Source organism: Rhizobium sp. LC145 (assembly GCF_001005825.1).
Classification (GTDB): domain Bacteria; phylum Pseudomonadota; class Alphaproteobacteria; order Rhizobiales; family Rhizobiaceae; genus Neorhizobium.
The window spans coordinates 163459-175976 of the sequence record NZ_LBHV01000008.1; the positions used below are offsets into that span (position 1 = coordinate 163459).

A 12518-nucleotide genomic window follows, 5' to 3' on the forward strand; every position below is an offset into this window, starting at 1 on the left:
AGGCGCTGAAAATGAGCCGTCTAATCCCTCCGCCGGTGTTAACCGGATCAGGTTCCGCGGGTTGGCCGAGCCTCTCAGCCGCGCGTCAGCGCGGCACCCCGTTAGATCGCAACGAGATTTAGCGGCGGGCGTTGCGGCTGACAAGCGGTAAGTTAGGCCTGCCGGAACAGCCGCATTTCGCGGGGGACGGGGGCTATGGCCCCGAGGCGGCTTGCGACCGCATACTCGACCGATTGTTCAAGGACGTGAGGCATGACCGGTTTGGTAAGGACACCGAGCGAGCTCTGCCCTTCATCGGCGATGTCCTCCGGAGTGCCCGTCATGAAAATCACGGTGACGCCGTAGCGCTCGGTCAGTTCACGGGCAATCTCCGGCCCGGTTCTTCCGTCGGTAAGATTGACATCGACGATTGCCAGATCGGCCCTCGATGCCAACTCCAGTGCATTTTTTCGGGCATTGGCAAAACCTGCCACTTTCAGGCCCATGTTTTCGATCGTTTCGGCGATATCGAGCGCTATCAGGAACTCATCCTCGACAATCAGCACCCGTTGTTTCATCGCATTCTCGGCCAGCCGACGACGCGTTACATTTGTCAGCATGGGAACGTCCCCATCGTTGATCGGTTCTCAAATCCAGGTCGAGAAGATCAAGCTATCCCGTCCAAGATTGCACTTTCGAACGGTTCGATTTGAAGAATGTTCCGTTTTGCGACAGAATTTCCGATCTAAATGGCTGGTATGAATAATATTTCGTTAATTCATCCTTCGAGTTCTTCGCGCAACATTTCAAGCTCCAGCCATTCTTCTTCCATTTTCACGAGGCTTTCGCGCAATTTCTCCATTTCGGCCGCCAGTCTGTTGAAAGCCGAAGGGTCCTTCGAAAAGAGATCGGGGTCCGCCATCTTTTTTTCACGGGCGGCGATTTCGGCTTCGGCCTTGGCAATCTCCTTTGGCAGGTTTTCGAGCGCGAACTTCTGCTTGTAGGAGAGCTTCCCCTTTGCCTTCGGCGCTTCTGCTGCAGGCACGGCCTCTGTCTTCGGCCTCTCGGCTTTCTCGGCCCTGCGCCTTTCCTCCTGAGCGCCCTTTCGCTGAGCGAGCATGTCCGTGTAGCCACCGGCATATTCGATCCAGCGGCCGTCGGGCGCTTCCGGATTGGCGGGCGCGATCGTCGAGGTCACCGTGCGGTCCAGAAAGTCGCGATCGTGGCTGACGAGAATGACCGTGCCATTGTAGCCGGCGACGATCTCCTGCAGAAGGTCCAGCGTCTCGATATCGAGGTCGTTGGTGGGTTCGTCGAGGATCAGCAGGTTCGAGGGTCTTGCCATGATGCGAGCGAGCATCAGCCGGGCACGCTCGCCGCCGGAGAGATTTCTGATCGGCGTCCTGATCTGCTCCGGCTGAAAGAGAAAATCCTTCATATAGCCGGCGACATGCCTCTGCTCTCCATTCACCAGCAGCGTCTCGCCACGGCCGTCCGTCAGATAGTGCGAGAGCGTATCCTCCGGGTCGAGGTCTTCGCGCTTTTGGTCGAGCGTGGCGATCTCCAGGTTCGTGCCGAGCTTCACCATGCCGCTATCGGGAAGGAGCTGGCCCGTCAGCATTTTCAGCAGCGTGGTCTTGCCGGCGCCGTTCGGGCCAATGAGGCCGATCCGGTCGCCACGATGCACCCGGATCGAAAAGGGTGCCACGATGGGGCGATCATAAGCCTTGGTGATGTTTTCCGCTTCGATGACGAGCTTGCCGGATTCGCGCGCTTCGCTCGCCGATGCCTGAACGGTACCTTGCGGCCCCTTGTGGCCCCGATAGGTTACGCGCATGGACTGGAGTTCGCCAAGCCGGCGCATGTTCCGCTTGCGCCTGGCCGTCACGCCATAGCGCAGCCAGTGTTCTTCGCGTTCGATCGCCTTGCCGAGCTTGTGCTGCTCGACCTCCTCCGCTTCCAGCACCTCGTCGCGCCAGGTTTCGAAATGGGCAAAACTCTTGTCAAGCCTGCGGGAAGTGCCCCGATCCAGCCAGACCGTCGCCGTCGATACCTTTTCAAGGAAGCGCCGGTCGTGGGAAATGAGCACCAATGCGCTCTTCGTCTTGCGCAACTCCTCTTCCAGCCATTCGATGGTCGGCAGGTCGAGATGGTTGGTGGGCTCGTCGAGCAGCAGGATATCGGGTTCCGGAGCCATGACCCGGGCGAGCGCCGCGCGGCGGGATTCTCCGCCGGAGAGGGTTTTCGGGTCCTCTTCACCCGTCAGGCCCAGATGCTCCAGCAGGTAGGTGACGCGGTAGGGATCGTCACCCGGTCCCAGGCCCGCTTCCGCATAGGACTGTACTGTCGAAAAGCCCGCGAAATCCGGTGCCTGTTCCAGATAGCGGATCGTCACCGCCGGATGGCGGAAGATCTCTCCCGACTGAGGCTCGACCATGCCGGCCGCCATTTTCATTAATGTCGACTTTCCAGAGCCGTTGCGGCCGACGAGGCAGATTCGATCGCCCGATTCCACCTGAAGGTTGGCGCCGGCCAGCAGAGGCGTGCCGCCGAAGCTCAGGAAGATATCATCGAGTTTGAGGATGGGAGGTGCCACGGGCATCAGGCTCCGGAAAAATCATGGGGGCGGGCGATGATCATGGCCCTGCCGACGAAAAGCGAAAACTCCACCGGACCTTCCGCGATATTGGAAACTGTACGAGACGAACCGAAAGGCAGCCCAAACTGTTTCAAGGGATATCTGGCGCCGGTGATGTCGAGCCCTTCCAGTGCCGAGAAGCCGATGATGGAGAACAGCGAGCCTTTCGGCAGATCGAGAACCTTCTTGCCAGGTAGAAGCGGGACGGCCTCTTCCTCACCGGAGGTCAGGAGAATGTCCAGGCCTCGTTCGGCAAGGCTCATGGCGTAGACGAAATGCTGAAGCAGGTGGTCGCTCCGCTCGCCGCCAATGGCGCCTGCGAAGATCAACCGGTTGGCTCCTCGCAAGGTAGCCTCCGCCGTGGCGATCTCGCCATCGGTTTCGTTCTTGGCGGGGGGATAGGGCTGCCGCTCCACGCCCGGCCACCGGGCTGCGAGCGCAGCATCGGTGGAATCGAAATCACCGACCCATAGTTCCGGCGTGACGCCAAGCTCCTCGGCGTGTTTCATGCCGCTATCGGCTGCGATGAAGCGGCTGCCGGCAAGCTCTGCACGAAGACGGTCCGTGATGGCGAGGTGGCCGCCGAGCAGGATGGTGAAGGTCGAAGTGGTCATGGGCATTGCCCATAGCGCAAACAGCGGCAAAAGGGAAAGCCGCGTTCCGCTTGCCTTATCCACCTTCATTCGCCTCTCTCCCGCGAAGGGTGGGATGCAGCGCAAGGTTTTTCATGACACCCTGTGCCCGTGGAAGATTTTGCTCCCATTGACGGACATCGAAGCAAGGCGTAATTGAAGCATCGAGAATTCCGTGGTGATTTGGCCGGCCGGCTTGCAGCCACGTAAAAAAAGTCGCTAAAGGGCCGCGAGAAGATGCTTCCCACGGACCGGCTGCGATTTTTTCCGCCGCCGGTTTTTTCATTTGTGGGTTGATACATGCCGATCAAAATTCCCGATAGATTACCTGCCTTCGACACGCTCGTTCAGGAGGGTGTACGGGTTATGACCGAGACTGCGGCAGTCCGGCAGGACATCCGCCCGCTGCAGATCGGCCTTCTCAACCTCATGCCGAACAAGATCAAGACCGAGCTGCAGATGGCGCGTCTGGTCGGCGCGACACCGCTGCAGGTCGAGCTGTCGCTAGTTCGCATCGGCGGCCACAAGGCCAAGAACACCTCCGAAGATCACCTGCTTTCCTTCTATGAGACTTGGGAAGAGGTGAAGCACCGAAAGTTCGACGGTTTCATCATCACCGGCGCACCGATCGAGACGCTGCCGTTTGAAGAGGTCACCTACTGGGACGAGATGCGGAAGATTCTCGACTGGACGCAGACGAACGTGCACTCGACCATGAACGTTTGCTGGGGCGCGATGGCGGCGATCTACCATTTCCATGGCGTGCCGAAATACGAGCTGAAGGAGAAGGCTTTCGGTGTCTATCGCCACCGTAATCTCGCCTCCTCGTCCGTTTACCTCAACGGTTTCTCGGATGATTTTCAGGTGCCGGTGTCACGCTGGACTGAAGTGCGCAGGGCCGACATCGAAAAGGTGCCTGAACTGGCCATCCTCATGGAATCTGATGAGATGGGCGTCTGCCTGGTGCAGGAGGAGGCCGGCAAGCGTCTCTATATGTTCAATCACGTGGAATATGACTCCACTTCGCTGGCGGATGAGTATTTCCGTGATGTGAATGCCGGAATCCCGATCAAGATGCCGCACGACTATTTCCCGCACAACGATCCCGAGCTCACGCCGCAGAACCGTTGGCGCAGCCACGCACATCTCCTCTTCGGCAATTGGATCAACGAGATCTATCAGACCACTCCCTACGAGTCCGAGAAGATCGGCGCCGAACGGGTCTAGGAAAAGCTTTTCCGCCGGGAGCCGTTGCGGAGAGGCGGGAAATCAGCCTAGTTTGCCGCCGGTCGATCGAACGGGAGAGATGAGACATGGCGGGCGAGGCAAATCAACGCGAAGTTTTCGGTCAGACGGCCGCGGGCGAGACAGTCTACCGCGTCGTGCTTTCGGGCGGTGGGTTGACGGCCAAGGTCATTACATGGGGCGCGGTGATCCAGGATTTGCGGCTTGAAGGCCATCAGCCGCCGCTTGTGCTCGGTTTCGACACGTTCGACGATTATCCCCGCTATTCCTCCTATTTCGGCGCGACGCCCGGCCGTTGCGCCAACCGCATCGGTGGCGGTCGGTTCACGCTCGAAGGTCGGGATTACCAGCTCGAACTCAACGAGAAGGGTGTGACGCATCTGCACGGCGGAAGCGATGGCCTGGGCAAGCGCAACTGGGAAATCGTTGATCTCTCCTCCGACAAGGTCACGCTGCGGATCGTCGATCCGGACGGACGGGCCGGCTATTCCGGAAATTGCACCGTTACCGCCACCTATCACTTGCATGGCGACGGGGTTTTGTCGGTTATCTACGAATCGACGGCCGACAAGCCGACCATCGCGAATATCTGCCAGCATTCCTATTTCAATCTCGATGGGCGGGAGGATGCACTCGGTCACGACATCATGATCGCCGCCGATCATTTCCTTGCGCTCGATGAAAGACAGGTTCCGACCGGTGAGATCAGGTCCGTTGACGGCAGCGCTTTCGATTTGAGGGAAATGGGGCCGATGAAGCGCTCCGAGAATGGCGAGCAGGTGCTTTTCGATCATAACTTCTGCCTCTCTTCCGAGCGCATGGAAAAACGTTCGGTGGCGCTTGCCCGCAGCGTCAATTCCGGTGTTTCGCTGGAGGTGCGGACCACGGAGCCCGGTGTGCAGCTCTATGCCGCCTTCAAGCTCGATGTTCCGGTGCCGGGATTGGAAGGCCGGCGTTACGGCCCCTTCGCAGGCTTCTGCCTGGAAACCCAGGTCTGGCCCGACGCCATCAACCACGAGAATTTTCCGAACGCCGTGCTGCGGCCCGGCGAGGTGCTGCGCCAGGAAACGGACTACGTCTTCTCGAAAAGCTGATCAGGACATTTGCCTCGGCTTGGGAACAATCGATTTGCGGCTTCGTTGATTGGAAGCCGATCGACTTCCGAGGGAGGATCCGATGCCTGAAGCCGAGGAACAGGGCGTAAAGCTTCAAGTCGCCAATACCAGACCTCAGGATGCCGGTCACGGCTTGGCACGTTTCAGCCAGGAAGCGCTCGCGGCCCTTGATGTCCGCGAAGGCGAGATCATCGAGATCATGGGCAAGCGGCATACGCCTGCTATCGCCGTGCGCGCCTATCCCGAAGACGAGGGGCTCAAGCTCGTTCGGCTTGATGGCCTGCAGCGCGTGAATGCGGGCGTTTCCAGCGGCGATTTCGTCGAGATACGCAAGGCGGAGGCACGGCCCGCCACCCGCATCGTGCTGGCTCCGGCGCAGAAGAACCTTCGCCTGGAAGGATCCGGCGAGGCCCTGAAACGCACCTTCCTGCATCGGCCGATGGTCGCCGGCGATGTTATTTCCACCTCGATCTACCAGCGGGTTCGTGCGGGCAGTTCCCGCATTCCGGAGGAATTGCTGCGCGGCATGGTCGACCTTCCGGCCTATGGGTTGCAGGAGATCAGGCTGGCTGTCGTTTCTACCCAGCCGCGCGGCGTCGTCCAGGTCGGAGAGGGCACGGTGATCGAATTGCGGCCGCAATACGAAGAGCCGAAGGAAGCCCGGCGAGCCGATGTGACCTATGACGATATCGGCGGCCTCGGCTCTTCGGTGGATCAGGTGCGCGAGATGATCGAGCTGCCGCTTCGCCATCCCGAGCTCTTCCAGCGCTTGGGAATAGAGCCGCCCAAGGGGGTATTGCTGCATGGTCCGCCCGGAACCGGCAAGACGCTGCTCGCGCGTGCCGTCGCCAACGAGACGGAAGCGAATTTCTTCCACATAGCCGGACCGGAGATCATGGGTAGCCGGTACGGAGAGTCCGAGGAGCGGCTGAGGCAGGTCTTTCAGGAGGCAGCCCAAAGTGCGCCCGCGATCATCTTCATCGACGAGATCGATTCCATCGCACCGAAGCGCGAGCAGGTGACCGGCGAGGTGGAGCGAAGGATCGTCGCCCAACTTCTGACTTTGATGGATGGGCTGGAGCCTCGTCAGAACATCGTGGTGATCGGCGCGACGAACCGGCGGGATGCCATTGACGAGGCCCTGCGGCGGCCTGGGCGCTTCGATCGCGAGATCGTCATCGGCGTTCCCGATCAGGAAGGCCGCCGGGAAGTCCTGGCCATACATACGAGAGGCATGCCGCTCGCGGAGGATGTCAATCTCGATGAGATCGCCCGAACCACCTATGGGTTCGTGGGAGCCGATCTCGGGGCATTGGCAAGGGAAGCGGCCATGGATTCGCTCAGGCGCATCCTTCCCGACCTGAACCTACGCGAGGGCATCTCTTCGGAGGTGCTGGAGAATCTCAGCGTCACGCAGGATGATTTTCTGAGCGCGATGAAGCGCATTCAGCCAAGTGCGCTGCGGGAGATCATGATCCAGGTGCCGGATGTCGGCTGGGCTGATATCGGCGGACTGGATGAGGCGCAGATGCGCCTGAGGGAGGGCGTCGAGCTGCCGCTCAAATCGCCCCAGTCTTTCCGCAGGATAGGTATTCGACCGGCCAAGGGATTCCTTCTGTTCGGCCCGCCGGGAACAGGTAAGACCCTCCTCGCGAAGGCCGTGGCACGGGAGGCCGAGGCCAATTTCGTTGCGACCAAGTCCTCCGATCTCCTTTCCAAATGGTACGGCGAATCGGAGCAACAGGTTTCCCGTCTTTTCCAGCGGGCTAGGCAAGTGGCGCCGACCGTCGTCTTCATCGACGAGATCGATTCGCTCGCGCCGGCACGAGGCGGCGGCATCGGAGAACCCGCGGTGACGGAGCGCGTCGTGAATACGCTGCTTGCGGAAATGGACGGGTTGGAAGAGCTTCAGGGGGTCGTAGTGATGGCGGCCACGAACCGACCGAACCTCCTCGATCCGGCATTGCTGAGACCAGGCCGTTTCGACGAACTGGTCTATGTGCCGGTCCCGGATGAAAAGGGCAGGCGGAAGATCCTGGGGATTCACACCAGGAACATGCCGCTTGCCGGTGACGTCGATCTCGACCACTTGGCGCAGGCGACCGAGCGCTATACCGGAGCGGACCTGGAAGACCTCACCCGGCGGGCCGGACTTTTGGCCTTACGTGAAAAGCTCGATATTCAGGAGGTTACGCGCAAGCATTTCGAGCAGGCGCTCTCCGAAACCAGGCCTTCCGTGACGCCCGAAATGGAGCGGGAATACGAGGAGATACAGCGCACCCTCAAGCAACAGGGGCCCAATCGCCAGCAGATCGGTTTCGTGCCGCTTCGCCAGGCCGCAGAATAGTTCCTGCGGAGGCTTGCTGGAGGCGAGCTTGCGGGCCAGCTTGCGAATCCCTGCCCGTAAGTAGGCTAACTTCCTTACCGGAGGGAATGCCTCGGATGGCCCCGCTTCAAGCGCTGTGCTCAATCCGAGCTTTCCGCAGGTGAAAAAATTCTTGGCCGTTCTCGTCATTTCTCTGTTGCATTTGAAATTCGGTTGCGCCATATAGCGCCCGTCGCCGGCGAGAAGCCGCGGCCCACGGTCCAGCGTCTACCCCGGATCGAGGTTTGATGAGCGGGTGTAGCTCAGGGGTAGAGCACAACCTTGCCAAGGTTGGGGTCGAGGGTTCGAATCCCTTCGCCCGCTCCAGTTTTCTCCCAAAGAAATTGATTTACCGTCCGAAGATTGATTTCGGCGTATGTGTTGACGCGTGAAAGAAGACCGCGCTCCTCCCGCTTGTGAAGTCATCATCGAATGTCGTCTCAGGATTTCTTAATTCATCCCGAGCAAGATGCCGTGATGGAGCAAGGAGCGGCGACATGGAGATGCGGCGTTCGCGCATAATCGCCACCGCGATCGTGCTTGGGCTTCTCGGCGCCGCGATTCCTGTTGCCGCCATGGCCTATGTTTCATGGGCGATCGCCCTCAATAAGGAGCTTGCGGTCCTGACGCGTTCGGCGGAACAGGCTTATCTGCGAGCGAGCAGAACCTTCGACGATGCTCGAAAGGCACTCAAGGCGGCAGATGCTGCTGATCTTCCACGATGCTCGGAGGAGCATATCAGGCGGATGCGGATGATGACCGTTAACACGCCTTCGATCGAGGAAGTAGGCTATTTCGAAGGCGGCGTACTCAGATGCACGTCCTGGGGCAGGAGCGACGAGGGTATCGCCAAGTCTCATGTCGACTACGTGACGCCGGACGGAATGGAGATTACGCTTCGCGTCCAGCCGGCCATCAGCCACGGGCGCCGCATGACGGCCATGCATTTCGGCAGCCATAATGCGCTCGTGGTCCCTTCCCGCTTCGTGGACATCCTGGTCGACGACGCCATATCACTGGCGGTCCTCAATGAGGACGGCATGCTGCTCGACGGGCTGAACGGCCCCGATCCAGCCCTCGTGCGCTCGGTGCTCGGACAGGCGGGCAGCGGCGTGGCCGGGAACACGATGTTCGCAGTGTCGCGTGGTGAGAGCCTCGTTGCAGTCGCTACGGAGCCGAAAGCCAATCTGGCCGCCAAGGTCAGGAGCGAGCAACTCCTCCTGCTGCCGATCGGTGCGTTCATCGCCGCCTTCGTTGTCGGAACCATTGTCTGGCTTTCCAGGAAGCGTCTCTCCCCGCTTGCGGATTTGGAGGTTGCGGTCCGAAAGCGGGAATTCATCGTCCATTATCAGCCGATCGTCGAGCTCAAATCGGGCATATGTGTTGGTGCGGAGGCGCTGGTGCGCTGGCAGAGGCCAGACGGTTCTCTCGTCCGGCCCGATCTGTTCATCCCGCTTGCGGAAGAAACCGGATTGATCATGCCGATCACCGACCAGGTGGTCGACGCAGTGATCGCCGATCTCAAGACGATGCTGCTGGAGGATCGTACGGTCCACATCGCCATCAATCTTTGTGCGGCGGACATGGCTTCGGGCCGCATCCTCGATGTCATCGACGGCAGGCTTCGCGGCACGGGCATCCGGCATGAGCAAATCTGGCTGGAGGCGACCGAGCGCGGCTTCATCGACATCGAAGCGGCCAGGACGACCCTGCAGATCGCACGGCAGCGCGGGCATTCGGTTGCCATAGACGATTTTGGAACCGGCTATTCGAGCCTGCAATATCTCCAGGAGTTGCCGCTGGATGCCCTGAAGATCGATAAATCCTTCGTCGATACGGCCGGAATAGAGGCCGCCACCAGTTCCGTTACTCCGTATATCATCGGCATGGCCAAGGAGCTTCGGCTTTTCACCGTGGCGGAAGGGATCGAGACCGAGCGCCAGGCGGAATACCTCAAGGAGCATGATGTGGATTTTGGCCAGGGGTGGCTTTTTTCCAAACCCTTGCCCGCAGCCGAGTTCATCAAATTCCATCGGCAATCCAAGGCGCGGCATGGATCCGCGCCGGAAAGAATCCGGGCAAGTGCCGCCTGATCTTGCGAGGAACAGACATTCGCTTGGCCGGTCAGTGCAATGCAGCTATAGTCGTGCCACCCACCTGCCGGTTCCCGCCGGCTCATCTCAAAAATCCAGTCCCTCCCGCGAACTCATGAACAATTCCACGCCGAAAAAGCCTGAGGATCTCTTCCGTTTCCTCGATGATCTGAGCATTGCCCATTCCACCAAGAACCATCCGCCGGTCTTCACCGTTTCGGAATCGGAGAGCCTGCGTGATGAAATTCCCGGCGGGCACACGAAGAACCTCTTCGTGAAGGACAAGAAGGACCAGTATTTCGTTCTGACCGTGGAGGAGCGCGCAACGGTGGACCTCAAGGCGGTTCATAAGGCGATAGGGGCTTCCAGCAGGGTCTCCTTCGGCAAGCCGGAGAAATTGATGGAATATCTCGGGGTCATCCCAGGCGCAGTGACGGTTTTCGGCGCCTTTAACGACACCGATGGAAATGTTACCTTCGTACTGGATGAAGATCTGATGAAGCACGACATCATCAACGGGCATCCGCTGTCGAACGATGCGACGACCTCCATCGGCCGCGACGACCTCGTCCGTTTTCTCAAGGCGACCGGCCATGAGCCGCTTGTCTTGAAAGTGACGGACTGACATACGATCTTTGCGGTCAAGAGAGCCTGATATCCAAAGCGTTCCGGGAGAACATCTATGAGCGGCAGCAACAATCCATATGGCAGGTCTTACGGTGCCTCCTATGGCGGCCAGATGACCGCCTCGGCAAACTACGGCTCCCAGCCCGCTGCCGCGTCCGCAGGTAATGGCGGCAACCATATCAACGACACGACCACCGCCGGTTTTTCCAAGGATGTGCTTGAGGAATCCCGCCACCAGCCGGTCCTCGTCGATTTCTGGGCGCCTTGGTGCGGGCCGTGCAAACAGCTCACTCCCGTGCTCGAAAAGGTCGTCAACGAGGCCCAGGGACGGGTGAAGCTCGTCAAGATGAATATCGACGATCATCCGTCGATCCCGGGCCAGCTCGGCATCCAATCGATTCCGGCCGTTATCGCCTTCGTCGATGGGCGGCCTGTGGATGGCTTTATGGGCGCAGTCCCCGAAAGTCAGGTCCGTCAGTTCATCGACAAGCTCGCCGGTCCGGCTGGCGCCGACCAGGCCGCGGAAATCCAGGGTGTGCTCGATGAGGCCGACAAGCTGCTCGGTGAGGATGATATCCAGGGCGCGGCTCAGCTCTACGGCGCGGTCCTGCAGGCCGATCCGGAAAATGTCAAAGCCGCGGCCGGGATGATGCAGTGCATGATCGCCATGGGCGAGATGGCACGTGCCAGCCAGATGCTGGCTTCCATTCCGGAAGATCTCGCCAAGGAACCTGCAATCCAGGCTGTCGCGCGGAAGCTCGAACAGATCGAGGAAGCCCGCCAGCTCGGCGATCCGGCGGCACTCGAACACGACCTGGTGCTTCATCCCGACAATCACGAAGCCCGGATGAAGCTTGCGAAGATATTGAACGTGCAGGGCATGCGCGAGGAAGCCGCCGAACATCTGCTAACGATCATGCGCAAGGACCGGACATTCGATGATGACGGTGCGCGCCGCCAGCTTCTGGAGTTCTTCGACGTGTGGGGGCCAAAGGACCCGGCCACCATTTCGGCCAGACGCCGGCTTTCTTCGCTCCTCTTCTCGTAAGGCGGTGGCGCGCGCACTTGCGTTCAGCCGTCGCCGCCCCACATTCTGGTCGGTGGAGTTTACGCCATAGGCGAGCGTTCGGAGGTGATGGTCCCATGATCGTGGGGAATGCAAGGTATGTGAAGCGGGAGGATTTGCCCGATGCAATTCCGGTATTTCCGCTCACAGGCGCCTTGCTGTTGCCGGGCGGGCAGTTGCCGCTCAATATTTTCGAGCCGCGCTACCTGGCCATGTTCGATGCGGCCCTTGCCGGAAGACGGTTGATCGGCATCGTTCAACCCTCGCTTCAGGAAGCCGCCGAGCCGCTTGAAAACTCCCGTCCTCCGCTCAGCACGGTCGGCTGCATCGGGCGCATCACGTCCTTTGCCGAGACCGGAGACGGCCGCTATATCACGTCGATCAGCGGCATATGTCGTTTCCGGCTCCTGGACGAAGTAGGCGCGGGGCACCCCTACCGGACCTTCCGCATTGCGCCGATGGTGGCCGATCTTTCTTTCGAGGAGGATGAGGAAAGCGCGGTCGATCGTGCCGAATTGCTGCGCGTCTTCAGGGCTTATCTCGACGCCAACAAGCTGGAGGCGGATTGGGAAAGCGTCGAGCGTGCCGGAAATCGCACGCTCGTCAACTCGCTTTCGATGATGTCGCCCTTTGGTCCTGCGGAGAAACAGGCGCTCCTGGAGGCGCCCGACCTGAAAAGCCGTGCCGAAACGCTGATTGCCATCACGCAGATCCTGCTTGCCCGGGATTTCGGCGATTCCGACACGATCCTGCAATAG

The 12518-nt window shown here is 60.0% G+C and carries 10 protein-coding genes, 1 tRNA gene and 2 riboswitches; of the genes, 8 read left to right on the forward strand and 3 right to left on the reverse strand.

What is annotated here, in order from left to right; all coding sequences use genetic code 11:
• Positions 1-7: 7 nt before the first annotated feature.
• Positions 8-111: riboswitch (TPP riboswitch) on the reverse strand.
• 41 nt (positions 112-152) lie between these two features.
• The 3 genes from YH62_RS20885 to YH62_RS20895 form a co-directional block, all read right to left on the reverse strand.
• Entirely contained in the window at positions 153-599 is a 447-nt protein-coding gene (locus YH62_RS20885) for a response regulator (protein WP_046796210.1), read from the reverse strand.
• Between the two features lie 158 nt (positions 600-757).
• Complete coding sequence (locus YH62_RS20890) at positions 758-2575, reverse strand: ABC-F family ATP-binding cassette domain-containing protein (protein ID WP_046796414.1); 1818 nt, start codon at positions 2573-2575, stop codon at positions 758-760.
• Between the two features lie 5 nt (positions 2576-2580).
• Entirely contained in the window at positions 2581-3237 is a 657-nt protein-coding gene (locus tag YH62_RS20895) for a thiamine diphosphokinase (RefSeq protein WP_046796415.1), read from the reverse strand.
• A 177-nt stretch (positions 3238-3414) separates the two neighbouring features.
• A riboswitch (SAM riboswitch) is annotated at positions 3415-3492 on the forward strand.
• Positions 3493-3549: 57 nt separating this feature from the next.
• Between YH62_RS20895 and metA the strand changes: the two genes are divergently transcribed.
• The 8 genes from metA to YH62_RS20935 all read left to right on the forward strand — a co-directional run bounded on the left by metA (position 3550) and on the right by YH62_RS20935 (position 12518).
• Complete coding sequence (metA, locus tag YH62_RS20900) at positions 3550-4476, forward strand: homoserine O-succinyltransferase (protein WP_046796211.1); 927 nt, start codon at positions 3550-3552, stop codon at positions 4474-4476.
• A gap of 86 nt (positions 4477-4562) precedes the next feature.
• Complete coding sequence (locus YH62_RS20905; protein WP_046796212.1) at positions 4563-5588, forward strand: aldose epimerase family protein; 1026 nt, start codon at positions 4563-4565, stop codon at positions 5586-5588.
• An 82-nt stretch (positions 5589-5670) separates the two neighbouring features.
• Positions 5671-7956, forward strand: coding sequence for a CDC48 family AAA ATPase (locus tag YH62_RS20910; RefSeq protein ID WP_046796213.1), 2286 nt, complete (start codon positions 5671-5673; stop codon positions 7954-7956).
• A 270-nt stretch (positions 7957-8226) separates the two neighbouring features.
• Positions 8227-8301, forward strand: a tRNA-Gly gene (locus YH62_RS20915).
• Between the two features lie 170 nt (positions 8302-8471).
• Complete coding sequence (locus tag YH62_RS20920) at positions 8472-10067, forward strand: EAL domain-containing protein (protein WP_046796214.1); 1596 nt, start codon at positions 8472-8474, stop codon at positions 10065-10067.
• 115 nt (positions 10068-10182) lie between these two features.
• Complete coding sequence (locus YH62_RS20925) at positions 10183-10692, forward strand: prolyl-tRNA synthetase associated domain-containing protein (protein ID WP_046796215.1); 510 nt, start codon at positions 10183-10185, stop codon at positions 10690-10692.
• A gap of 57 nt (positions 10693-10749) precedes the next feature.
• Positions 10750-11742, forward strand: coding sequence for a thioredoxin (gene trxA, locus YH62_RS20930; RefSeq protein WP_046796216.1), 993 nt, complete (start codon positions 10750-10752; stop codon positions 11740-11742).
• A 95-nt stretch (positions 11743-11837) separates the two neighbouring features.
• Positions 11838-12518, forward strand: coding sequence for an LON peptidase substrate-binding domain-containing protein (locus YH62_RS20935; protein ID WP_046796217.1), 681 nt, complete (start codon positions 11838-11840; stop codon positions 12516-12518).

Bases quoted from the DNA above. Each gene is read 5' to 3' on its own strand.
- YH62_RS20935 (WP_046796217.1), top strand. From the start codon at position 11,838: ATGATCGTGGGGAATGCAAGGTATGTGAAGCGGGAGGATTTGCCCGAT.
- metA (WP_046796211.1), top strand. From the start codon at position 3,550: ATGCCGATCAAAATTCCCGATAGATTACCTGCCTTCGACACGCTCGTT.
- YH62_RS20895 (WP_046796415.1), bottom strand. From the start codon at position 3,237: ATGCCCATGACCACTTCGACCTTCACCATCCTGCTCGGCGGCCACCTC.
- YH62_RS20920 (WP_046796214.1), top strand. From the start codon at position 8,472: ATGGAGATGCGGCGTTCGCGCATAATCGCCACCGCGATCGTGCTTGGG.
- YH62_RS20910 (WP_046796213.1), top strand. From the start codon at position 5,671: ATGCCTGAAGCCGAGGAACAGGGCGTAAAGCTTCAAGTCGCCAATACC.
- YH62_RS20885 (WP_046796210.1), bottom strand. From the start codon at position 599: ATGCTGACAAATGTAACGCGTCGTCGGCTGGCCGAGAATGCGATGAAA.
- YH62_RS20905 (WP_046796212.1), top strand. From the start codon at position 4,563: ATGGCGGGCGAGGCAAATCAACGCGAAGTTTTCGGTCAGACGGCCGCG.
- trxA (WP_046796216.1), top strand. From the start codon at position 10,750: ATGAGCGGCAGCAACAATCCATATGGCAGGTCTTACGGTGCCTCCTAT.
- YH62_RS20925 (WP_046796215.1), top strand. From the start codon at position 10,183: ATGAACAATTCCACGCCGAAAAAGCCTGAGGATCTCTTCCGTTTCCTC.